The following is a 22954-nucleotide window of genomic DNA, read 5'->3' as shown; positions in this document are numbered from 1 at the left end:
CGTCCACAGTGACCGACACACCACGGAAAGGTCAAATTTCGGTAACGGAGACCGGTGTCGGTGGACGCGACGTTCTGCAGTGCGCTAGGCGGTTTGCCCGGTTCGCTCCGCACCCCACGGACCGTAGACCCGCTCGCTGTTCTCCGAGACCGCACGACACAGCGCGGGGACGTCGATGTTGAGCACCGCGGCCATCGCCCGGACCGTCACGGGCACGAGGAACGAGGCGTTCGTGGCACCCCGGTGCGGGGCCGGAGCGAGGTAGGGCGCGTCGGTCTCGACGAGGATCCGGTCGAGCGGGATCGCGGTCAGCGCGTCACGCAGGCCGCGCGCGTTCTTGAAGGTCACGGTGCCCGCGAAGCTGAGGTAGTAGCCCCGGTCGACGCACTCGCGCGCCATCGTCAGGTCGCCGGAGAAGCAGTGCAGCACCGTGTGCTCGGGCGCCCCCTCCTCCCCGAGGATCCGGAGCACGTCTGGATGGGCGTCGCGGTCGTGGATCTGCAGGGCCTTGCCGAGCCGCTTGGCGAGGTCGATGTGCCAGCGGAAGCCGTCCTGCTGCACCGGCACGCCCTCGGGGCCGGTGCGGAAGTAGTCGAGACCGGTCTCACCGATGACGCGGACGCGGTCGTGGGCCGCGCAGCGCTCCACCTCGGCATACGCCTCCTCGAGCCGACCGCCCGCCGCGAGGCGTGGAACCTCGTTGGGGTGCAAGGCGATTCCGCCGACCAGCTCGTCATGGGCGTCGATGGCGTCCATGGTGAAGCGGATCCCGTCGAGGTCGCACCCGACCTGGACGAGACGGGTCACACCGACGGCGCGGGCGGCCTTGATCGCGTCGGCGACGTCGAACGGCTCGTCACCCTCGCGCGTGATGTCGAGGTGGACGTGGTTGTCGACGACGTCGATGGGCAGCGGGTCCGGCGCCGTCTCCGGCAGGCCCCGCTGCCCCGACGCGTGCGAGGTCATGCGGTCGGTGCCTCGTCGGCGCCGGTGGCGCTCCCGGCGCCCCGGCCGGCGCCCTTCGGCGCACTCATCTTCGGCGCGGCGAGCGGGTCGGTGTGGTGCCGCGTGCCGCCTGGCGCGCTGTCGCCGAGGCGGGCGCGCTCGTCCTCGACGACCTGCTCGGCGTCGAGCTTGACGAAGACGCCGGACGGCTTGGCGACGGGCGTCCCGACGACGACCGGACGCGACTCCCACCGGGGCGTCGCGGAGTACTCGCCGGTGATGACCGGGTAGCTCCGGGCGTCGTCGTCGAGGTCGGCGACGACCTCCAGACGAGGCATCGGCATGAACTGGCCCTCGCCGCCGAGGACGGCATGGACGCGGTTCGCCGCGTGGGGCAGGAAGGGTGAGATCAGCGTATTGATATCTGAGACGGCCTGGGCCAGCGTGTGCAGCACCGTGGAGAGGCGCTCGCGCTCGTCGTCGCCCTTGAGCTTGAACGGCTCGGTCTTCGAGACGTACGCGTTGGCCTCCCCGACGACCCGCATGACCTCGGCGAGGGCGGCCTTCTGCCGGTGCCGCTCGAGGGAGGCGCCGACGGTCGCGAACGCACCCCGCACGGTGGCCAGCAGCTCCTCGTCGACGGGCTCGACGGCATACGCCCTCGGGATCTCGCCGAAGCTCTTGGCGATCATCGCGGCCGTGCGGTTGACGAGGTTGCCCCAGCCGGCGACGAGCTCGCTGTTGTTGCGCTGGACGAACTCGGCCCAGGAGAAGTCGGCGTCCTGGTTCTCGGGGCCGGCGGCGCAGATGAAGTAGCGGATCGGGTCAGGGCCGTAGCGCGCGACGATGTCCTGGACGTAGATGACGTGCTTGCGGCTCGTCGAGAACTGCTTGCCCTCGAGGGTGAGGAACTCGGAGGCCACGACCTCGGTGGGCAGGTTGAGCACGCCGTACTCCCCCGGCTCGCCGCCCTTGTCACCCCTGCCGGCGTAGCCGAGCATTTCGGCCGGCCAGATCTGGCTGTGGAAGGTGATGTTGTCCTTGCCCTGGAAGTAGTAGGACACGGCCGACGGGTCGTTCCACCACTCGCGCCACCGCTCCGGGGCGCCGACGCGGCGGGCCCACTCGATCGACGCCGAGAGGTAGCCGATGACGGCGTCGAACCAGACGTAGAGGCGCTTGCTCGGGTTGTCCTCCCAGCCCTCGAGCGGAACGGGGATGCCCCAGTCGATGTCGCGGGTCATCGCGCGGGGGCGGACGTCCTTGAGGAGGTTCTCGGAGAACTTGATGACGTTGGGCCGCCACGTGCCGGACGCCTCACGGCCCGCGAGCCACTCGCCGAGCGCACCGGCGAGGGCCGGCAGGTCGAGGAAGAAGTGCTGCGTCTCGATGAACTCGGGCGTCTCACCGTTGATCTTGCTGCGCGGGTTGATCAGCTCGTCGGCGTCGAGCTGGTTGCCGCAGTTGTCGCACTGGTCGCCGCGGGCCTCGGGGAAGGAGCAGATCGGGCACGTGCCCTCGATGTAGCGGTCGGGCAGCGTGCGGCCCGTCGACGGGCTGATGGCGCCGCGCGTCGTCTGCTCGATCATGTAGCCGTTGGCGTGGACCTGACGGAACATCTCCTGCACGACGGCGTAGTGGTTGCGCGTCGTCGTGCGGGTGAAGAGGTCGTAGGACAGGCCGAGGTCAGCGAGGTCCTGGGCGATGACGGCGTTGTACTTGTCGACGAGCTCCTGCGGCGTCAGCCCCTCCTCCTCGGCGAGGACGAGGATCGGCGTGCCGTGCTCGTCGGTGCCGGAGACCATGAGGACGTCGTGCCCGGCCATCCGCATGTACCTGCTGAAGACGTCGGAGGGCACGCCGAAACCGGCCACGTGGCCGATGTGGCGCGGGCCGTTGGTGTACGGCCAGGCGACGGCAGACAGGACATGGCTCATGGCGAGCAATCCTAGGCGGGCCCGTGGCGGCGCCGCGCGGGAGTATGCCGTGGGCCCCGTCGCCCACTCGGGCGCGGTCGCGCTGTCGGCTTCCTTCTAGCGCGAGACGCCCTCGTGCGGGTACGACAGAGGCATGACTGGACACATCGCACAGGCAGAGGTCATCGTCGACGCACCGCCGCGTGCCGTCTGGGGCGCCCTGACGGAGCCGGACCGGGTGAGGTCGTGGATGGCCGGCACCACCCTCACCACCGACTGGCAGGTCGGCAGTCCGATCACCTGGCAGGGCGAGATGGAGGGCAAGCCCTACGAGGACAAGGGCGAGGTGCTCGAGGTCGAGGAGGGCCACCGTCTCTCGATGACGCACTACAGCCCGCTCATGGGCCAGGAGGACCGGCCCGAGAACTACCACACCGTCACCTACACGCTGACCCCGACGAGGGACGGCCGCACCACGCTGGCGCTCGAGCAGGACGGCAACGACTCGCAGGAGCAGGCCGACCAGTTCTCGCAGAGCTGGCAGGGCATGCTCGAGTCGCTGAAGTCGACCGCCGAGTCGGGCTGAGGGCTCCGCGTCTTTCACGAGCGGCCCTGACCCACAACGGAATCGGCGCCGACCCGGAGGGGGTCGGCGCCGATGGCGTGCGGGGCCGCAGCGTCGCGGGCTCAGCCGAGGCGGGCCTCGAGCGAGATCGGCACGGCCTTGAGCGCCTGACTCACCGGGCAGTTGGCCTTGGCGTCCTCGGCGGCGGTCTGGAAGTCCTCGGCCGAGATGCCGGGCACGTCACCGACGACGCTGATCACGATCTCGGTGATGCCCGTGCCGGGGACGAACGTGACGTTGGCGGTCGTGTCGAGCGTCGTCGGGGGCGTGCCGGCCTGCGCGAGACCGTTCGACAGCGCCATCGAGTAGCACGAGGAGTGCGCGGCGGCGATGAGCTCCTCGGGGCTCGTCCTGCCGTTCGACGACTCCGCCCGCGAGGGCCAGTTGACGTCGTAGGTGCCGATGCCCGAGCTCTCGAGGCTGACCTGTCCGGAGCCCTCGAAGAGCGAGCCCTCCCAGTGCGTGCTGGCGGTGCGAGTGGTGCCCATGCCTTGCTCCTTCGCTGTGCAGTCGACTCGGCCGGACGGTCGCCGGCCTCCGAAGAGGGAACGAGAGCAGCCTTGCCCGCTGTTCCCCGGGAGGCAAGGGGTTCGCCTGTCGAGACGGCCCGCCGGGCGGTCAGCGAGCGGCGAGCGACGCGTCGTAGAGCGCCTTCTTGGACAGCCCCGTGCGCGCCGCGACGTCGGCGGCGACGTCCTTGAGCCGCTCCCCCGCGTCCACCCGCGTGCGGATGCCGGCCACGGCCTCCTCGAGGGACGGCACCACCCGCTCGGCACCGGCCACGACGACGGTGATCTCGCCCTTGACGCCGCCCTCGGCCCACGCGACGAGCTCGTCGAGCGTGCCGCGTCGGACCTCCTCGTAGGTCTTCGTCAGCTCGCGACACACGGCGGCCCGGCGGTCCGGGCCGAAGGCGTCGCGCATCGCGGCGAGCGTCTCCGGGAGCCGGTGCGGCGCCTCGAAGAAGACGATGGTGCGCCGCTCGTCGGCCACCTCGGCGAGGACCTTGGCCTTCTCGCCCGGCTTGCGCGGGAGGAAGCCGTCGAAGCAGAAGCGGTCGACCGGGAGGCCCGAGACCGCCAGCGCCATGAGGACCGCGCTCGGTCCGGGGACGCACGTGACGCGTACGCCAGCGTCGACCGCAGCGGCGACGAGGCGGTAGCCGGGGTCGGAGACGGACGGCATACCGGCGTCGGTGACCACGACGACGCGCTCCCCCGCGACGAGCCGGGCGACGAGGTCGGGCGTCCGGGCGGCCTCGTTGTGCTCGTGGTAGCTGACGACCGACCCGGTCGGGGTCACGGCGAGGTCGGTGAGCAGGCGGCGCAGACGACGGGTGTCCTCGGCCGCGACGACGTCGGCGGTGGCGAGCTCCTGCCCCAGTCGGGGGGCCGCGTCCCGTGGGTCGCCGATCGGAGTGGCCGCGAGGACGAGGGTGCCGGTGGTCATGCCGTCATCCTCGCAGGGCACCGACGTGCCGTTGTCGCGACCGCGCGTCACGACAACCGGCCAGGTGGCGGCTCGTCGAGGTCACGAGCCGCCGACGACCCCGACGCCCGTCCACGTGGTGGACTTCGGTGTCCACGAGATGGTCCCCATCGTGGACTCGAAACGCCGACGGAACCTCGACGCGGTACGACAGACCCATGACGAGCCAGGGCCCCGCCACGACCGAGCAGCTCCTCGAGGCCGACCGACGCGAGCCGAACGCCGCGACGTTCGCCTCAGGCGTCTCGTCGGCGCAGCAGCACGCCGCCCTCCGCGCGTCCGTGCGCCAGCTGGGCGCGCTGCTCGGCGAGGCGCTCGAACGCCACGAGGGCGCCGACCTGCTCGCCCTCGTCGAGAAGGTGCGCGGGCTGGCCCGCGAGCCCGAGGACGACGAGCTGCGGGCGCTCCTCGAGGGCGTCGACGCCTCGACTGCCGTCGTGCTGGCCCGGGCCTTCACGGCCTACTTCCAGCTCGTCAACGTCACCGAGCAGCTGCACCGCTGGCAGGAGCTGAGCGCGGTCGAGCAGACCCCGCTGACAGCGACGGTCGGGCGCATCGGGGCCGCGCTCGAGGCCGGGACCCTCGAGCGCGCCGAGCTCGAGTCGATCCTCGCCCGCCTGGAGTACCGCCCCGTGTTCACCGCGCACCCCACCGAGGCGACGCGACGCACCGTCCTCAACCTGCTCCGGCGGATCGCCGTGACCGTCGACGAGCTCGAGGACCCGCGCCGTCCCGTCTCCGACGGACCGCGTGCCGAGCGTCGGCTGGCCGAGCTCGTCGACATGATGTGGCAGACCGACGAGCTGCGCATCGTCCGACCCGAGCCGACGGACGAGGCCCGCACGGCCATGCACACGCTCCGCTTCCTCGCCGACCAGGTGGTGCCCGACCTGCTCGCCGAGCTCGACCGGACGCTCGCCGGCATCGGCGTCGAGCTGCCACCGTCGGCCCGGCCGCTGCGCTTCGGCGCCTGGGCCGGCGGCGACCGCGACGGCAACCCCAACGTCACGCCCGAGGTGACCCTCGCGGTCATCGGCATGCAGCACGACGCCGGCCTCGCCGAGCTCGTCGAGAAGCTCGACCACATGCTCCACGAGCTGTCGTCGTCGACCCGCTTCGTCGAGGTCAGCGACGCACTGCGCGAGAGCCTCGAGCGCGACGCGGAGGCCCTGCCGGTGACGTATGCCGCCGTGCGCCGGCTCAACGCGGAGGAGCCCTATCGCCTCAAGCTCAGCTTCGTGCGCGTCCGGCTGCTGCGCACGCGCGACCGCCTCACCCACGGGAGCGCGCACGAGCCCGGTCGCGACTACGCAGGCTTCGACGAGCTGCTCGACGACCTCGTCCTCATGCGCGACTCGATGCTCGCGGCCGGTGACACGCTGACGGCGGACGGTGCGATCCTGCGCCTCATCCGCGCGGCCGTCGCCACCGGCACCGGCCTCGCGACGCTCGACGTGCGCGAGCACAGCGCGAAGCACCACGCCGCCCTCGCCGACCTCTACGACCGCATCGGCGGCCTCGACACCCCCTACGGCGAGCTCGACCACGCCGCACGCATCACGGTGCTGTCCCGCGAGATGGCCTCGCGCCGTCCGCTCACCGGTGTCGGCGTCCACGACGTCGGCGACGCCGCGCAGGCGTCCCTGTCACTCATGGCCGCGATCGGGAGGGCGCTCGACACCTACGGCCCCGAGGCGATCGAGACCTACATCGTGTCGATGACCCACGACGTCGACGACCTCTTCGCCGTCGTCGTGCTGGCCCGTGAGGCGGGCCTCGTCGACACGGGCACCGACTCGACTCCGGCCAGCGCGCGCATCGGCTTCGCGCCGCTCTTCGAGACCGTCGCCGAGCTCGAGGCCGCCGGACCGCTCCTCGACGCGCTGCTGTCCGACCCGTCGTACCGCCGTGTCGTCGCGGCCCGCGGCGACGTGCAGGAGATCATGCTCGGCTACTCCGACTCGTCGAAGGACGCCGGGATCGCCGCCTCGCAGTGGCAGATCCACCGGGCCCAGCGCGCCCTGCGCGACGTCGCCCGCCAGCACGGCGTCGTCCTGAGGCTCTTCCACGGCCGAGGCGGTTCGGTCGGACGTGGCGGCGGCCCGACCGGCGAGGCGATCCTCTCCCAGCCCTACGGCAGCCTCGACGGCCCGATCAAGATCACCGAGCAGGGCGAGGTCATCAGCGACAAGTACACCCTGCCCGGACTCGCGCGCTTCAACCTCGAGGTCGCTCTCGCCGCCGTGCTCGAGGCCTCGGTCCTGCACCGGCGGTCGCTGCTGCCGCAGGACGTCCTCGACGGCTGGAACGGCACGATGGACCTCGTCGCGGGTCGTGGCCAGGACGCCTACCGCTCCCTCGTGCGCGACCCCGGGCTCGTGCCCTTCTTCGTGTCGGCGACGCCGGTCGACGAGCTGGGCAAGATGAACATCGGCTCGCGGCCCTCCAAGCGACCCGGCGGCGAGGGCGGACTCGAGGACCTCCGCGCCATCCCGTGGGTCTTCGGCTGGACCCAGTCGCGGATCATCCTGCCGGGCTGGTTCGGCGTCGGCTCCGGTCTCGCCGCGGCTCGCGAGGACGGGCGCGAGAAGACGCTGCGCGAGATGTACGGCTCGTGGGCCTTCTTCCGCACGTTCCTGTCCAACGTCCAGATGACGCTCGCGAAGTCGGACCTCGACATCGCCGCCGGCTACGTGCGGGCCCTCGTGCCCGACGACGTCGCCGGGGTCTTCGACACGATCCGCGAGGAGCACGCGCGGACGGTCGAGGAGGTGCTGCGGGTCACCGGACAGAAGGAGCTGCTCGAGGCGGCCCCCGTCCTGCGGCGCACGCTCGACCTGCGCGACAGCTACCTCGCCCCGCTCCACGCGCTGCAGACCTCGCTCCTCGCACGGTCGCGCGCGGTGCCCGACGACGTCGAGCCGGATGCGGACGTGCAGCGCGCACTGCTCCTGACGATCAACGGCATCGCCGCAGGCCTGCGCAACACCGGCTGAACCCCAACCACACGCAGTCGAGTGAGCGCCCGACCACACTCGAGTGAGCGCCTCACCCCAAACTCCGCGTTCGTGTGGGACGGGGCGCTCACTCGTGTGGGACGGGGCGCTCACTCGACTGCGTGTGGTCGCGTATGCCGCCGGCCCCGACGAGCGCACCGGCCCGGTCAGCCGGTGGCCGGGTCTCCCGCGGCGCGGAGCATCCGGGACGCCTGCTCGCGCATGACCTCGCGCAGCTCCGGCGGGTCGAGCACGGTCATCTCCCACGGCAGGGCCCCCAGGTGCATCGCCATCGCGCCGAGGTGGTTGCCGCCGGCCTCGAAGATGCAGCGGTCGGGGCCGTCTGCCGTGACGGTGCCGACCGATGGCGGGACCTGCTGGTCCACCGACGACTTCGGCGCCTCGATGCGCACCCGGGCGACGTGGTCGTACGCGTCGCGGCTGATCGCCCGCTGCACGTGCTCGGCGGCGTCGGGCGCGTCGTCGCGTGGGCGGAAGCGCCAGCCGCGGGCCTCGACATCGGCCATCCGGTCGAGCCGGAAGGTGCGCCAGTCCTCGCGGTCGAGGTCGTAGGCGAGCAGGTACCAGCGGCGTCCGGTGGCGACGAGGCGGTAGGGCTCGACGCGGCGTTCCCCCGAACCGCGCGGGCCGGCATACGCGAAGGTGACCCGCTCCGTCTCGCGGCAGGCCCGCGCGAGCAGCAGGAGGGTCGCCGCATCGACCGGCGCGGCTCCACCGTCGAGCGTCACGGTGGCCTCGTGGATGGCCTCGACCTGCGCTCGGAGCCGTCCCGGCAGCACCTGGTCGAGCTTGGCGAGCGTGCGCACCGCCGCCTCCCCCAGCCCTTCGACCGTGCCACCGGCCGCGAGCCGGAGGCAGACGGCGACGGCGACGGCCTCGGTGTCGTCGAGCAGGAGCGGTGGCAGGCGTCGCCCGGCGCCGAGCTGGTAGCCGCCACCGGCTCCGTGGGCGGCGTTGACGGGGTAGCCGAGGTCGCGCAGCCGCTCGACGTCTCGGCGCACGCTCCGCGTCGTGACGCCCAGCCGGTCGGCGAGCTCGGTGCCGCTCCAGACAGGCCGGCTCTGGAGCAGGTCGAGCAGGCGCAGCACGCGGGCCGTCGTGCCGGAGCCGCTGTCGGACGTCGTGGACATGGCTCGAGCATGCCAGCCTCTGCGGACAGAAACTGTCCTATAGGGCTGGGAGGGTCGAGCCATGACCACGTCACAGACCTCCATCGACTGGACCTCGGCCCTCGTCGACCAAGCCGCCCGGCACTGGACCAACCAGCTGCGCCCCCGTCTCGAGGGACTGACCGACGAGGAGTACCTCTGGGAGCCGACTCCCGGCGCGTGGAACGTCCACCCGCGCGGACAGGGCACGACCGAGATCCAGGGCGGCAGCGGTGCGCTCACCATCGACTTCGCCCACCCCGAGCCCGTCCCCGCACCCGTCACGACGATCGCCTGGCGGCTCGCGCACATCATCGTCGGCGTCCTCGGCGCCCGGGTGCACAGCCACTTCGGCGGCCCCGAGGTCGACTACCTCACCTTCGACTACGCCGGCACCGCCGACGAGGCCCTGGCCCAGGTCGACGCAGCCTTCGCCGCCTGGACCGCAGGCGCCCGGGGCTGGGACGAGGCCGCGCTCGCCGAGCCCTGCGGACCGAGCGAGGGCCCCTGGGCCGAGCACCCGCGCGTCGAGCTCGTCCTCCACATCAACCGTGAGCTCATCCACCACGGCGCAGAGATCGCGCTGCTCCGTGACCTCTACGCCCACCGCGACGACTGAGAGAAGGACCAGACATGGCAGCCCACGTCCCACCCGTCGCCGACGAGCGCGAGAGTCTCATCGCCTACCTCGACCAGCAGCGCGACGCCTTCGCCACCGTCGCCTTCGGCCTCACCGAGGAGCAGATCCGACTCGCACCCACCGCCGGAACCCTCAGCATCGGCGGCCTCGTCAAGCACGTCACCACGTGCGAGCGCGGCTGGACCGAGCGGATGGCTGCGGCGCCCGAGGCGCCGGCCCCGCAGGACCGGTCCCCCGAGGAGCAGGCCGCCGCCTGGGGCGACGACTTCCGCGTCACCGACGGTGACTCACTCGAGTCGCTCCTGGCCGCGCTCGCCGCCCAGGGCGACACGACCCGCGAGGTGCTCCGCCGTGCCGACCTCGGAGCCGCCGTGCCGGTGCCGCGCGACGCCCCGTGGTTCCCCCAGGACGTCGACGCGTGGTCGGTGCGCTGGGTCGCGATGCACCTCGTCGAGGAGCTCGCCCGGCACGCCGGGCACGCCGACATCGTCCGCGAGTCGATCGACGGCGCGACGATGTACGCGCTCGTGGCCGCCCGGGAGGGCTGGCCCGAGACGCCGTGGCTCACACCGTGGCGACCGGCCGCGCGGAGCAGCACCTGACGCGAGTTCCGTTGCAGCACAACGCTTGCAGCACAAAGGCGAAGGGCCCTTGGGAGTATGAGTCTCAAGGGCCCTTCTGGTTGATCGGTCGATGATGACGCTCCCGATCGACTCCTCGTCGTCTCCGGTCCCGGCCGCCTCGTCACCCGGCTGCCGCAGTGGGTTGCCCCACCATGTGGACCCTCGTCTCCGAGTTGCCCCGCTCTCCCCGAGGGGAGGGCGTGAGAGATTTCTATCCCGCACCGACGGGGTCCGCAAGGGCTTTCGTGAAACATTTCAGCGGTCCACAGGCGGGCGGCGTGTCGTCCACAGGAAGGGTCCGTTTCTCCACCGGTCGTACGCGTCGGTGCACAGCTTGTGCACCACCCCTGTGGACGGCGGGGGCTCAGTCGCCGGCCCCGCCCGACTCGTCGAGAACGGCCCGCAGGAGGGCCACCCCGGCCGCCGCATCCCGGGCCCGCTCGCGGTCCCCGGCGGCGGCATACGCGGCCTCCGCCTCGACGAGCGAGCGCACCTCGGCGGCCACGAGCGAGCGCTCGGTGGCGTCGTCGAGCCGACGACGCTCGGCCTCCGTCACCCCGAGCCCGACGGCCGCCCCGGCCACGTCGGCCGACGTCGCGACGGTGCGGCCGTCGTCGACGGGCACGGCCTCGGCGTTCTCGATCGCGGCCACGGCGGTGCGCAGCACGCTGGCGGCTGCCCGGTCGCGCTCGCGCATGGCCGTCGTCAGACGGGAGCGCAGGACGGTGCGGAGTGCCGATGACATGCCGAGACGGTATGCCGCTGCCTACCTTGTGCGCCAAGGAGTTTCGCCCCGACTGAGCTCAGCCCGGCGGACGAAGCCGCTCTCGGAAGAAGTCGCGGACGGCCGCCACCGCCTCCGGGTGCTTGTGGTCGGTGAGCGTCGCGTGGTCGTGGCCGTCGAGCTCGACCGCGATGAAGCCGTCGCCGAGCTCACGACGAAGCGTCTCGAACCGCGTCCCCGTGGCCCAGTCACCGCGGTAGCGGACACCGAGCACCGGACACCCCTGCGCGACGCGGCGTCGCACCACCTCGAGGTCCGCAGCCGCCAGGTTGATGTCTGCGGCCCGCCGCCGTCCGAGCGGCAGCGGTGTCGCCGGCTGGGCGACGACGGGGGCCACCACGACGGGGTCGACCATCATCGCGAGCGCGAAACCACCGGTCACGCACATGCCGATCGCCCCCACTCCCGGGCCGCCCACGCGGAGGTGCAGGTCCCGCGCGAGGGCACGCAGCCACCCGGCAAGCGGTGCCGTGCGACCCGTCGCGAACATCGTGAACTCGCGGGTGACGCAGAGCCGCGGCACGACTCGCAGGGCCTCCCACGTGTGCGGTGGCGCGTGCGACGAGCCGAACAGGTGCGGCATCGTCACGGTGAAGCCGTCCTCGACGAGCTCGTCACCCAGCTCGATGACCTCCGGGGTCAGGCCCGGGCTCTCGTGCACGACGACGATCCCGGGCCCCTCACCACGTTCGTAGACGGGGTAGGCGAAGCCGTCCGCGGTGAACTCCCCGCCTGCCCAGCCCGCCAGCAACGACATGCAAGGACCCTACGGCGGTCGGCGCTCCCGTGGGCAGAGTCCACCGCGCGACTACAGTGACGCCATGTCGAGCGACGCCGGTGCGGCACCGACCGAGGTCCCCGCCCACGGCGGCAGCGCCCTCCCGCGGTTCCTGTCCCGGCCGTCGCCACGGGACCCGGCCCCCGTCACCGACCCGGCCGAGCGGCGCGGTCTCCGCTGGGAGACGGTCCTCGTGCTCGGGGTCAGCCTCGGGTCGTCGGCCGTCTACGCCGTCCTCAGCATCATCGAGAAGCTGACCCGTCCGGTCCCGCTGTCGCAGCAGACGACGGCGATGAACCAGTCGGCCACGCCGGGACGTCCGTGGCTCGACCTCGCCTACCAGCTCGCCGGCATCGTCCTGCCCCTCGTCGCCGTCGCCCTGGCGCTCTACCTGCTCAACCACGTCCGGAGGCCGGCTGTCGACGTGCGCGCCGGCCACTTCGTCGGCCTCGACCGCCGCGAGCCCGGCCGTGACCTCCTCCGCGGGCTCGGGCTCGCCGCCGTCATCGGCATCCCGGGACTCGGCTTCTACTTCCTCGCCAAGGCGATCGGCATCAACACCCAGGTCTCGGCCGCCAACCTCGAGGCGGTGTGGTGGTCGGCTCCCGTGCTCGTCCTCGCGGCCGTCGAGAACGCCCTCCTCGAGGAGGTCATCATGGTCGGCTACCTCTTCACGCGGTGGCGCCAGACCGGATGGTCGTGGCCGCTCGTCATCGGGCTCTCAGCGCTGATCCGTGGCAGCTACCACCTCTACCAGGGCTTCGGCGGCTTCGCCGGCAACATCGTCATGGGGCTCGTCCTCGGCCTCGTCTTCGTGCGCACCCGGCGCGTCATGCCGCTCGTCGTGTGCCATGCCGTGCTCGACACCGTGGCCTTCGTCGGCTACTCCGTGCTGCGGTCGCGCGGGGTCTCGATCTGACCGCCCCCGCCGGGCGCCGTCGGAGCGCTGCGCGGCCCACCCAGCCTCACTGCATACGATGTCGCCCATGAACTCGGCCAGACAGGTGCGCGCTCGCCTGCTCGGGGACCCGGCCGACGACTACCGGCTGACCCGCCGCACCGCCGGACGCATCGCGTGGCTCGGCTGGGCCGGGCCGCTCTTCTTCATGCTCGTCGGTGGCTTCATGCGCTTCTGGCACATCGGAGCCCCGCACCAGCTGATCTTCGACGAGACGTACTACGTCAAGCAGGGCTGGTCGATGGTCCTGTACTGGTTCGAGATGAAGAACGACGACGTGCTGCAGCAGGCCAAACAGGTCGACCAGCACTTCACCGCCAACGACCCGATGGTCTACGGCACCGAGGGCGACTTCGTCGTCCACCCACCCGTCGGCAAGTGGCTCATCGGCTGGGGCGAGGCGCCGTTCGGCATCCTCAACTCCTTCGGCTGGCGCTTCGCGGTCGCGCTCGCCGGCACGATCTCGATCTTCATGCTCGGTCGCATCGCCCGTCGGCTCTTCCGCTCCGACCTGCTCGGCACCGTCGCGGCCGCGCTCCTCGCCTTCGAGGGCCACCACTTCGTCCACTCGCGCACCGGCCTGCTCGACATCTTCGTCATGTTCTTCGGGCTCGCAGCCTTCGGCGCGCTGCTCATCGACCGCGACCGGGCCCGCGAGGTGCTCGCCCGAAAGGTCGGTGACCGCGCCCGCACCGCGACGTCGTGGCTGGGGCCGTGGCTCGGCTGGCGGCCCTGGCGCTGGGTTGCCGGCATCATGCTGGGCCTCTCGGCCGGCGTGAAGTGGTCCGGGCTCTACTTCCTCGTCTTCTTCGGGGTGCTCACGGTCCTCTGGGACGTCGGCGCGCGTCGCGCCGCCGGAGTCCGTGGCTGGGGCGCCGGCGGCGTCGCCAAGGACGGGCCGTATGCGTTCGTGCAGCTCGTCGTCACCGCCGTCGTCACCTACGTGGCGAGCTGGACCGGCTGGATCCTCACCAAGGGCGGCTCCTTCCGCACGTGGGCGCAGAACAACCCCGACACCGACTACGGCTGGCTGCCCGACTGGTGGCGCTCGCTGTGGGCGTACCACCAGCAGATGTACGCGTCGACGCAGGCGATCACCTCCTCGCACCCGTACCAGACCAACCCGTGGTCCTGGCTCATCCAGGGACGGCCGACGTCGTTCTTCTACGAGGGCCCGAAGAAGGGCGCCGACGGGTGCCTCGTCGACCAGTGCAGCAAGGCGATCACCTCGATCGGCACCGTCTCCATCTGGTGGGGCGCGACGCTCGCGATCTTCGTGCTGCTCTTCATGTGGGCGCTGCACCGCGACTGGCGCGCCGGCGCGATCCTCTGCGCCCTGTTCGCCGGCTACCTGCCGTGGTTCTTCCTCGGGGACCGGACGATCTACTCCTTCTACGAGGTCGCGTTCGTCCCCTACGCCGTGCTCGCTTGCGTCTACGTCCTCGGGCTCGTCGTCGGCGGCCGCGACGCCTCCCTGACGCGCCGCCGCATCGGCTACGGGCTCATGGGTGCGTTCGTGCTCGTCACCATCGGCCTCTTCGCGTTCTTCCACCCGATCTACGTCGCCGACGTCATCCCGCTGTCGGAGTGGCAGGCTCGGATGTGGTTCCCCAGCTGGGTCTGAACCCGGGCGGGCCGGCCGTCGCCAAGGTGGGACGTCTGCCGGAGACGCCGGTCCTCGGCCGCAACCGGTCAGTGCACGACCCGGACGATCGGGGCAGAACGGTCTACCCTGAACGGTGCACCACCGTTCATCTGACCCATCCCTCGGACCCACCGTCTGCTAGAGGTACGGCCGGCGCCCACGCCCGTTCGGGAGCAGGTGAGGAGACCCCTCATCTGCGGACGAGAGCGCGGAAGACCGCTCCCCAGAAGCGCGCTGTCCCTTCTCAAAGGAGTCCTGATGACGTTCTTTCCCCTAGGCCGAGCTCACGCGCCAGTCGCGGCGGCGGTCGGCGCCCTCGCCCTCCTCGCTGCGTCGGGGCCGACCACGGCCTCACATCCCGACGTCGCGGACGCGGGTGCGGTCTCCGAGGTGCACCCGGTCGCAGCCCGATCACACACGGCCACGGCCACGCCGGTCGAGCACCTCGTGGTCATCTACCAGGAGAACGTCTCCTTCGACCACTACTTCGCCACCTACCCGCAGGCCGCGAACACCGCCGGTGAACCCTCGTTCCGACCGGCACCCGGCACGCCGAGCGTCAACGGGCTGGGCGTCTCCCTGCAGTCGCCCAACAACCCCAACTCCGTCCAGCCGTTCCGTCTGGCCCGATCCCAGGCACAGACCTGCGACCAGGACCACAACTACAAGGACGAGCAGCTGGCCTTCGACCACGGGCTGATGGACAAATTCGTCGAGACCGTCGGCCGAGGTGCCGGCGTCTGCGCCGACTACGGCCACGGCAAGGGTCTGGTCATGGGCTACTACGACGGCAACACCGTCACGGCGCTCTGGAACTACGCGCAGCACTTCGCGATGAGCGACAACGCCTTCAGCAGCACCTTCGGGCCCTCCACGCCTGGAGCCATCAACCTCGTCTCGGGGCAGACGCACGGGTTCAGCCCGGACGGCGGGGCGGTGCCGGCCGCCAGTGGCACCATGATCGGCGACCCCCAGCCGACGGGCGACATCTGCGACACCCGCGACACCAGCTCGTCGGTGGACCCCCGCAATCGAAACATCGGCGACCTGCTCAACGCCCAAGGAGTCAGCTGGGGCTGGTTCCAGGGAGGCTTCGCCGACTGCGCGGCCTCGCACACCGACGCCGGCGGGGTCGTGAGCAAGGACTACATCCCGCACCACGAACCGTTCCAGTACTACGCCAGCACGGCGAACCCCGACCACACGCGTCCGACGTCGATGGCCGAGATCGGACACGCCGGACCCGCCAACCACCAGTACGACCTGACCGACTTCTGGTCCGCCGTGCGAGCGCACAGCCTGCCGTCGGTCAGCTTCCTCAAGGCGGCCGCCTACCAGGATGGGCACGCCGGATACTCCACGCCGCTCGACGAGCAGCGCTTCCTCGTCGAGACGCTCAACCAGCTCCAGAAGTCGCCCCAGTGGGAGCACACCGCCGTGGTCATCGCCTACGACGACAGCGACGGCTGGTACGACCACCAGATGTCGCCGATCGTCAACCAGTCCCGGGAGGCCAATGATGCGCTGACCGGGCCGGGCGCCTGTGGCACCAACCCCGCCCGGATCGCCGGCGGCTACCTGGACCGGTGTGGCTACGGTCCACGGCAGCCGCTGCTCGTCATCTCGCCGTTCGCCAAACGCAACTTCGTCGACCACTCGGTCACCGACCAGACCTCGATCCTCAGGTTCATCGAGGACAACTGGAACACCGGGCGGGTGGGCAACTACTCCTTCGACGAGAAGGCCGGATCCCTGACCAACCTCTTCACCTTCCGTACCCCCGGAGACGACGGCCACGGCGCCCGCGCCCCGCGCCTCACACTCGACCCGGAGACCGGTCAGCCCAAGGCCCTGTGACGAGCCCGTTCCGTTGGTGAAGCCGAAGGGAGCCGTCGCTCCGTCTCCTCCCGAATCCCATCCGGAAATGGCAGAGGGCCGGACGAAAAGCATGTCCGGCCCTCTGCCATCTGTGGAGCTGAGGGGATTCGAACCCCTGACCTTCTCATTGCGAACGAGACGCGCTACCAACTGCGCCACAGCCCCTTGGTGCGAAGGAACGATAACACCACGCCGACCGGCATACCCAATCGACCCGCGCCCGCAGATCGTGGTGGATCGTCGGCACCCAGCGCCGGCAAAGCACCGCGACTAGGTGTACTGACCCGACAGGTTGGTTAAGCGGGTGATGGGTGGCTTGTTCCCGCAGGCGGTGTGGGGTCGGTGGTGGTTGTACTCGTGGAGCCATGCTGGCAGAGCGGCTCGTCGTTCGTCTTCGGAGGCGTAGCAGCGGGCGTAGCCCCAGCCGTCGGCCAGGGTGCGGTGGAAGCGCTCGATCTTGCCGTTGGTCTGGGGCCGGTAGGGCCGGGTCCGGGTGTGCCTGATTGACAGCTCGAGGCAGGTGTCGCGCCAGAGGTGGGATCGGTACGCCGGGCCGTTGTCGGACAGGACTCTTTCGATGGGGATTCCACGGGTGGCGAACCAGGCCACGGCGCGGCGCAGGACCGCGGTCGCGGTGGCGGCGGTCTCGTCGTCGTGGACCTCGGCGTACGCGACGCGGGAGTGGTCATCGATGACGGTGTGCACGAACGCGTGGCCCATCTTCGGCTGGTAGCGCACGTTCTTGGGCTTGTCCGGTGTCGATGCCCGGTTGTGCCGTCCTTGGACGCGTCCGACGTAGCGCCACCCGCCGCCGTCGGGGATGTTGCCCAGCTTCTTGACGTCCACGTGCAGCATCGCGCCCGGGTGTTCGTGCTCGTACCGGCGCACGGGCTCACCGGTGGCGCGGTCGACATGCGACAGCCGGTTCAGCCGGCAGCGGATCAGGACGCGGTGCGCGGTCGAGGGGGCCACGCCGGTCAGKGCKGCGAGCTGGACCGGGCCCARGCGYTTACGCAGCCGCAAYGMCACGATCCGYTTGGTCGTSGMCGRGWKGGTCTTGGCCGGCATCGACCGRGGYCGGCTGGACCGGTCSGTCATCGYCTCMCCGGCGGCGTACCGMTCGGCCCAGCGTTTGACSGTSGGCCASGAGCACTGGAACCGGGCSGCRACYTCMGCGATCGGCACTTGGTGGTCGACCACCAGCCGGGCCACTCGTAGCCGAGCGCGGGGCGTCAGGGCAGCGTTAGCGTGGGACACGAGGGCCTCCTGTTTGGCGAAGTGAACCTTGAGCAGTTCCACTCCACCGCGGGAGGCCCTCCCATGTCAGCACCTCAGCGCGACGGATCGCACTTCCTTAACCAACGTGTCGGGTCAGTACAACTAGGACGTCGAGGACGCCTTCGGCGTCGCCGCCGACGGCGTCGGCGCCGTGGACGTCTCAGTCCCAGAAGGGCTGGGCGAAGGCGTCGGCTTGCCGGCCTCGGCGATGGCCTTCTCGAGCGCGGCGACCGTCGCGGCATCGACCGTCCCGGTGGCAGGGACGTCGAGCTCGGCCTGGAACTTCTGGAGCGCCTCCGTCAGGGCAGGTGTCCACCGTCCGTCGACGGGACCGTCCCAGAAGCCGGCGAGCTTGAGGGTCTGTTGCACGGCGGCCGTCGACGCGAGCTCCTCCTGCGCGGCAGCGCCTCCCTTCGTCTGCAGGTCGGACTGGAGGGCCTCCTGCGTCGCCTTGTCGACCGTGCCGGTGACCGGCAGTCCGTGGGCCTTCTGCAGCGCCTGCACGGCGTCGACCGTCGACGGCCCGTACACGCCGTCGACCTTGCCGGTGAAGTACCCGGCCTCGCTGAGGGACTTCTGCAGCGTGGCCGTGTAGTCGTGCACCGCCGTCTGGGCGGACTTCTGCGCCTCGTCGGTCAGACAGCCTGCGTCGGCGAACAGGGCCAGCCACGACATCTCGAGCGCCACTGCCGCGGCGTTGAACTGCTGGGAGGCCTGGCGCAGGGGCGTCTGAGCACCGATGCCCTCCTGAGCTGCCGTGAACTCCGTCTCGGCCTGCGTGACCCGGTTCACCGTCGCCGGCGGCACGGTCGGTGTCGGGCTCTGGCTCGCCGCCGGGGTCGTGGCGCTCGACGATGACCCAGCCGTGGTGTTCCCCGCGGCCGCGGCTGCCTGGGCGGCCGCCAGCTCCTGCTCTGCCGTCACCACCGCCGCCCGGGCGTCGACCGCGGCCGTGGCGGCTGCGGTGGCGTCCGCACGCGGCTGCTCGAGGTCGGCACCCGCCGTCTGCACGTCCCCCACCGTCGGGGCCGTCGCCGTCAGCACGTCCCCGTAGCGGTCGACCGCCGTGACGTAGTCGGCCGCCGTGGTGCAGAAGTGCGCCGCTGCCGCCGCGGCGTCCGTCCGTGCCTTGGCCAGCGCCTGCTCCTTGACGGACACCCGCGCATCGGGCAGTGCCGTCCCGGTGCTGCAGGCCGCAAGGGCCAGCACGATCGCCACCGCGCAGCCCCCGACGCGGACCCGACTCCGGCGACGCGCGCCGGATGGACGCCCTCCGACCTCAGTGCGGTCAGAGGTGTCGGACGGGCCGGTCAGGGGCAGCACGGCAGCTCACCCACGTCAGACCAGCGCCTTGGCCTTGAGAGCGTCGAACTCGTCCTGGGTGATGGTCCCGGAGTCGAGCAGCCCCTTCGCGCTGGCGATCTGGGCCGCCGGGCTCTCCGCCGCCTGCGAGCCGGCCGCCTGACGGATGTACTCGTCCTGCTGGGCCTTCATCTGGGCCATCTCCGTCATCTGACGCTCGGTCATGCTGCGCCCACGGGCGATGAGGTAGATCAGGGCGCCCAACCAGGGCACGAGGATGAGCAGAACGGCCCAGCCCGCCTTGCCCCATCCGCTGAGCTCGCGGTCACGGAACAGGTCGAAGATGCAGCGGAACCACACGGTGATCGCGGCGATCCAGATGAAGAACCAGAAGCTCCACAGCAGAACGTCCCAGAAGTTGTTCGTGATGTTGTCCATGTCAGTCCCCTCGGTGCGGTGTGGCGATGATCAGGGCGCTGACGTGCGCCGTTGACCTCAGCCTGCCCACGGAACCGGCGAGGTGCCTCAACCGCTGAGGGTGAACCGTTCCGACGAAAACCGCCTGGAGCTGCCGGCCTTCCCAAGCGTGCCCGGCCTCACGTTCCCCCCGACGTGCTGTCCGGGGCTGCCATCTCACGTGCTCTTTCATACTTTGGGGGTGATGTTCACCTCGCGCTCAACCGTGACGGTGGGATCGGTGGGAGGGCTCTCGTGGGGCCCCGGGCGGCGAGTGGACCGAATGACATCGTTCGCTCGGGGCAGCACGACACCGGACAGAAGCCACACGAGAGACAGGGCATCGGTGATGGGTTCCAACACAAGTTCCAGGCCGGGAGTCAGCGTCGGCCCCACCAGCGAGTTCAGCTTGTTCTTCCACGTCAAGCCGGGACACGGTGAGGCTCTCCACCAGGCCCTTCGGGACCTGCAGGACGCGCCCGGCTACCGACCCGGCGACTACGAGATGCCGATCGCCTCCATCCACGAGGCACGCTTCGTCCCCTTCGACGACGACACGCGGCTTCTCTTCGCCACGAGCTTCGACGGCCCCTGGGACGCGTACATGGAGGACTTCGCGTCGAAGCCGCTCAAGCTGTTCGACTCGATCTTCCAGCACGTCGTGGGCTACGAGGGACTCCCGTCGTTGCAGGCGGTCAAGGACTTCATCCTCAGTGCCCAGCAGACCGCCGGAGGCTACGCCCGCAACTACGGCGGCACGGTGAAGCAGATCCGGAAGGCCATCAAGGTCAACGACGCGTTCCAGGAGGTCCTCGACGACCCCGGGGCAGCCGACGCCTTGCAGCACCCAGCGCTGCGACCGCTGCTCGACGTGGCCGCGGACTAGTCGACAGCCCTACCTCGGGAGCGTATGCATGTCCGACCACATCTCCGGCCCGCGCGCGCTGGCCGAGCCGATCGCCGACATCACCGACGTGTACGCCTTCCCGAGCCCGCAGCGGCCCGGACGTCTGGTGCTCGTCATGAACACGCTGCCGTTCGCCCAGCCCGGCGATCACTTCTCGGACGGGCTCATCTACCGGTTCCGCCTGCGCCAGCTCGCGGCCCGCGCCGGCGGCGGCGGCCCCAGACTGTTCGACATCGCCGAGCGCGAGGTCACGGTCGACGTCGTCTTCGACGAGCCGGACGCGGAGGATCCGCACGCGCAGGACGGCGTGGTCCGCACCTCGGGCGGCGTCAGCCAGTCGTTCCGTGCCGGGGAGCGGAGCGGCGGCTCCACCGACCCGTTGCGCGTCTTCGCCGGCGTCCGCTGGGACCCGTTCTTCATGGACGCTCCTGCCGCGTTGAAGACCATCGCCACCGGGGAGCTCAGCTTCGCGCAGCCCGGGACCATCTTCCTCGACGGCAAGAACGTCCTCAGCATCGTCCTCGAGCTCGACGTGGCCACCCTCCTGGGCGCGGATGCCGCTCTCGTGGGCGTCATCGCGGAGACCCTGACCCGCGGCAGGTTGAACGTCCGCATCGAGCGCGTCGGCCGGCCCGAGGTCAAGAACCTCATGCTCGCGCCGAAGCAGTTCGACCAGGTGAACCGCGACCTCGAGATCCGCGACCTCTACAACATGGAGGACGGTTTCCACCTCGCCGAGGGGTACAAGGGCGCCTACCGGGCTCGACTGGACGCCAACCTCGCCTTCTGGGACGGCCTCGACGGCAAGACGGACTGGTCGGTCGACGAGAGCGGAGCGCATGCCCTGCGCGGGGTCATGCTCGACGACTTCCTCGTCGTCGACGTCAGCAAGCCGTACGCGGAGCGTGGCACGTTCTTCGAGATCGAGCGAGCGCTGATGAACGGGGAGGCGCACCGCACCTGCGGTGGGCGCGCCCTCAACGACGACGTGATGGACACGATCTTCACCCTGCTCGTCACCGCCGGCCTCGGGCCCGCCGTCAGCGACGGCGTCGATGGGGCGAGCATGCCTGCCTCGACCTCCTTTCCGTACCTCGCCGACCCGAACCCGGAGCCACCCGTGCCGCCGGCCCACATCTAGGTCGGGCCGTGAACCCGCCGACGCCTGCCTCCATCACGAGCGCCTCCCCGGGGGCCGGGACCGCCGAGACGACCGGTGCGCCCGCGGGGCTCCCGCTCGAGATCGACGACATCCAGGGCGGCGCCCTCTACGAGCGGCCGTCGCCGTACGTCGGCACCTACCTGCTCCTCCAGATCCACGAGGCCGCCGACGGACGGGAGCTCATCCGACGGCTGCTCCCTCTCCTGGAGCCGGGGCCGGCCTCCGCAGCACCGCGGTCCGGCGCCTGGTTGACCGTGGCGTTCACCTACGAGGGCCTCAGGGTGCTCGGTGTCCCGCAGGAGTCCCTGGACAGCTTCGCCCCGGAGTTCCGGGAGGGGATGGCGGCCCGCGCGGCCGAGCTCGGTGACGTCGGCGCGAGCAGCCCTGAGCACTGGGAGAAGCCTCTGGGCACCCGTGACGTGCACGTCGCGCTGGCCGCGCTCGCCCCTGATGCCGCCACCCTCGAGACGGTGGTCGCCCGGGCCCGCCACGCGCAGGAGGAGATCCCGGGTGTCGAGGTGATCTGGCGTCAGGACTGCTACCAGCTGCCCACCGGACGCACGTCGTTCGGCTTCAAGGACGGAATCGGGCAGCCCGCCGTGGAAGGAGTCGGGACGCCGACCACGAACCGCGGGGAGCCACCCATCAAGGCAGGCGAGTTCATCCTCGGCTACCCCGACGAGACCGGCGGCCTCGCCCCGGTGCCGACCCCGGAGGTCCTCGGCCGCAACGGCACGTACATCGTCTTCAGGAAGCTGCACACCCGCGTCGCCGCCTACCGCCAGTACCTCCGCGACAAGGCGAGGACGCGTGAGGAGGAGGCTCTGCTCGGCGCCAAGATGGTCGGGCGATGGCAGAGCGGCGCGCCGCTCGTCCTCTCCCCCGACGAGGACGACCCCGAGCTCGGCAGGGACGCCGGCCGCAACAACGACTTCGGCTACACCTCGGACCTGCACGGCTTCAAGTGCCCCGCCGGAGCCCATGCCCGACGCGCCAACCCGAGGGACTCACTCGAGCACGAGATGAGCGTCGACGTGCGACTGCACCGCATGATCCGCCGGGGTACGAGCTACGGTCCGATGCTGCCCGACGGTGTCCTCGAGGACGACGGCGAGGACCGGGGCATCATCTTCGTCTTCGCCGGGGCCCACCTCAAGCGCCAGTTCGAGTTCGTCAAGACGCAGTGGCTCAACGACGGGATCTTCATCGGCGCGCCCGCCGAGAAGGACCCCCTCGTCGGGGCGACCGACGGGTCCGGCGCCTTCACCATCCCGCAGCACCCCATCCGTCGCAGGTTGCCGGACGTGCCGCCCTTCGTGGTCACCCGGGGCGGCGAGTACTGCTTCGCCCCGGGGCTGCGAGCGCTGCGGTGGCTCTCCGAGCTCCCTGAAGGCTGACCAACCG

The 22954-nt window shown here is 70.9% G+C and carries 20 protein-coding genes and 1 tRNA gene; 10 read left to right on the top strand and 11 right to left on the bottom strand.

The window, feature by feature from the left end; translation table 11 throughout:
- Positions 1-84 precede the first annotated feature (84 nt).
- Complete coding sequence (locus tag AB4Z14_RS02535) at positions 85-966, bottom strand: TatD family hydrolase (protein ID WP_442273794.1); 882 nt, start codon at positions 964-966, stop codon at positions 85-87.
- Entirely contained in the window at positions 963-2882 is a 1920-nt protein-coding gene (gene metG / locus AB4Z14_RS02530; protein WP_442273793.1) for a methionine--tRNA ligase, read from the bottom strand. The genes AB4Z14_RS02535 and metG overlap by 4 nt, the downstream gene beginning before the upstream one ends.
- A 133-nt stretch (positions 2883-3015) precedes the next feature.
- On the opposite strand from metG, the gene AB4Z14_RS02525 reads away from it, so the two are divergent.
- On the top strand, positions 3016-3447 hold the full coding sequence (locus AB4Z14_RS02525; RefSeq protein WP_442273792.1) for an SRPBCC family protein: 432 nt from the start codon (positions 3016-3018) through the stop codon (positions 3445-3447).
- A gap of 101 nt (positions 3448-3548) precedes the next feature.
- Here AB4Z14_RS02525 and AB4Z14_RS02520 read toward each other — a convergent pair whose 3' ends face one another.
- Together AB4Z14_RS02520 and rsmI are read right to left on the bottom strand one after the other, a co-directional pair.
- Positions 3549-3974, bottom strand: coding sequence for an OsmC family protein (locus AB4Z14_RS02520; RefSeq protein WP_442273791.1), 426 nt, complete (start codon positions 3972-3974; stop codon positions 3549-3551).
- Positions 3975-4104: 130 nt separating this feature from the next.
- A complete protein-coding gene (gene rsmI, locus AB4Z14_RS02515) occupies positions 4105-4935 on the bottom strand; it encodes a 16S rRNA (cytidine(1402)-2'-O)-methyltransferase (RefSeq protein WP_442273790.1) in 831 nt (276 codons plus the stop codon).
- A gap of 197 nt (positions 4936-5132) precedes the next feature.
- On the opposite strand from rsmI, the gene ppc reads away from it, so the two are divergent.
- Positions 5133-7970, top strand: a complete 2838-nt coding sequence (gene ppc / locus AB4Z14_RS02510) for a phosphoenolpyruvate carboxylase (RefSeq protein WP_442273789.1) — start codon at positions 5133-5135, stop codon at positions 7968-7970.
- Positions 7971-8137: 167 nt separating this feature from the next.
- On the opposite strand, the gene AB4Z14_RS02505 is transcribed toward ppc, so the two are convergent.
- Positions 8138-9121, bottom strand: a complete 984-nt coding sequence (locus tag AB4Z14_RS02505) for a helix-turn-helix transcriptional regulator (RefSeq protein WP_442273788.1) — start codon at positions 9119-9121, stop codon at positions 8138-8140.
- A 61-nt stretch (positions 9122-9182) separates the two neighbouring features.
- On the opposite strand from AB4Z14_RS02505, the gene AB4Z14_RS02500 reads away from it, so the two are divergent.
- Together AB4Z14_RS02500 and AB4Z14_RS02495 are read left to right on the top strand one after the other, a co-directional pair.
- On the top strand, positions 9183-9758 hold the full coding sequence (locus tag AB4Z14_RS02500) for a DinB family protein (RefSeq protein WP_442273787.1): 576 nt from the start codon (positions 9183-9185) through the stop codon (positions 9756-9758).
- A 14-nt stretch (positions 9759-9772) separates the two neighbouring features.
- Positions 9773-10381 (top strand): DinB family protein, encoded by a 609-nt coding sequence (locus tag AB4Z14_RS02495; protein WP_442273786.1) that lies wholly within the window; start codon positions 9773-9775, stop codon positions 10379-10381.
- Positions 10382-10766: 385 nt separating this feature from the next.
- Here AB4Z14_RS02495 and AB4Z14_RS02490 read toward each other — a convergent pair whose 3' ends face one another.
- Complete coding sequence (locus AB4Z14_RS02490; protein ID WP_442273785.1) at positions 10767-11147, bottom strand: hypothetical protein; 381 nt, start codon at positions 11145-11147, stop codon at positions 10767-10769.
- Positions 11148-11205: 58 nt separating this feature from the next.
- Entirely contained in the window at positions 11206-11943 is a 738-nt protein-coding gene (locus tag AB4Z14_RS02485) for a dienelactone hydrolase family protein (RefSeq protein ID WP_442273784.1), read from the bottom strand.
- 64 nt (positions 11944-12007) lie between these two features.
- Between AB4Z14_RS02485 and AB4Z14_RS02480 the strand changes: the two genes are divergently transcribed.
- The 3 genes from AB4Z14_RS02480 (at position 12008) to AB4Z14_RS02470 (ending at position 16424) form a co-directional block, all read left to right on the top strand.
- Positions 12008-12883: a CPBP family intramembrane glutamic endopeptidase gene (locus tag AB4Z14_RS02480; RefSeq protein WP_442273783.1), complete on the top strand. Its 876-nt coding sequence runs from the start codon at positions 12008-12010 to the stop codon at positions 12881-12883.
- A gap of 67 nt (positions 12884-12950) precedes the next feature.
- Positions 12951-14546 (top strand): dolichyl-phosphate-mannose--protein mannosyltransferase, encoded by a 1596-nt coding sequence (locus tag AB4Z14_RS02475; RefSeq protein WP_442273782.1) that lies wholly within the window; start codon positions 12951-12953, stop codon positions 14544-14546.
- Between the two features lie 279 nt (positions 14547-14825).
- Complete coding sequence (locus AB4Z14_RS02470; protein ID WP_442273781.1) at positions 14826-16424, top strand: phospholipase C; 1599 nt, start codon at positions 14826-14828, stop codon at positions 16422-16424.
- Positions 16425-16537: 113 nt separating this feature from the next.
- Here the strand turns inward: AB4Z14_RS02470 and AB4Z14_RS02465 are convergent.
- The 4 genes from AB4Z14_RS02465 to AB4Z14_RS02450 all read right to left on the bottom strand — a co-directional run bounded on the left by AB4Z14_RS02465 (position 16538) and on the right by AB4Z14_RS02450 (position 19463).
- Positions 16538-16610 (bottom strand) — tRNA-Ala (locus tag AB4Z14_RS02465).
- A 105-nt stretch (positions 16611-16715) separates the two neighbouring features.
- On the bottom strand, positions 16716-17702 hold the full coding sequence (locus AB4Z14_RS02460) for an IS481 family transposase (protein WP_442274014.1): 987 nt from the start codon (positions 17700-17702) through the stop codon (positions 16716-16718).
- A 123-nt stretch (positions 17703-17825) separates the two neighbouring features.
- Positions 17826-18941 (bottom strand): peptidoglycan-binding domain-containing protein, encoded by a 1116-nt coding sequence (locus AB4Z14_RS02455; protein ID WP_442273780.1) that lies wholly within the window; start codon positions 18939-18941, stop codon positions 17826-17828.
- Positions 18942-19061: 120 nt separating this feature from the next.
- Positions 19062-19463, bottom strand: a complete 402-nt coding sequence (locus AB4Z14_RS02450; RefSeq protein ID WP_442273779.1) for a PLDc N-terminal domain-containing protein — start codon at positions 19461-19463, stop codon at positions 19062-19064.
- A 367-nt stretch (positions 19464-19830) separates the two neighbouring features.
- Between AB4Z14_RS02450 and AB4Z14_RS02445 the strand changes: the two genes are divergently transcribed.
- From AB4Z14_RS02445 to AB4Z14_RS02435, 3 genes are read left to right on the top strand one after another with little or no spacing between them, the layout of a single operon-like run.
- Entirely contained in the window at positions 19831-20367 is a 537-nt protein-coding gene (locus AB4Z14_RS02445; protein ID WP_442273778.1) for a hypothetical protein, read from the top strand.
- Between the two features lie 28 nt (positions 20368-20395).
- Complete coding sequence (locus AB4Z14_RS02440) at positions 20396-21529, top strand: DUF4331 family protein (protein ID WP_442273777.1); 1134 nt, start codon at positions 20396-20398, stop codon at positions 21527-21529.
- 8 nt (positions 21530-21537) lie between these two features.
- Positions 21538-22947: a Dyp-type peroxidase gene (locus tag AB4Z14_RS02435; RefSeq protein WP_442273776.1), complete on the top strand. Its 1410-nt coding sequence runs from the start codon at positions 21538-21540 to the stop codon at positions 22945-22947.
- Positions 22948-22954: the final 7 nt, after the last annotated feature.

It is taken from the genome of Terrabacter sp. 2TAF16, assembly GCF_052115065.1.
Classification (GTDB): Bacteria; Actinomycetota; Actinomycetes; order Actinomycetales; family Dermatophilaceae; genus Terrabacter.
This window is presented reverse-complemented; position numbering and strand designations above follow the sequence as displayed.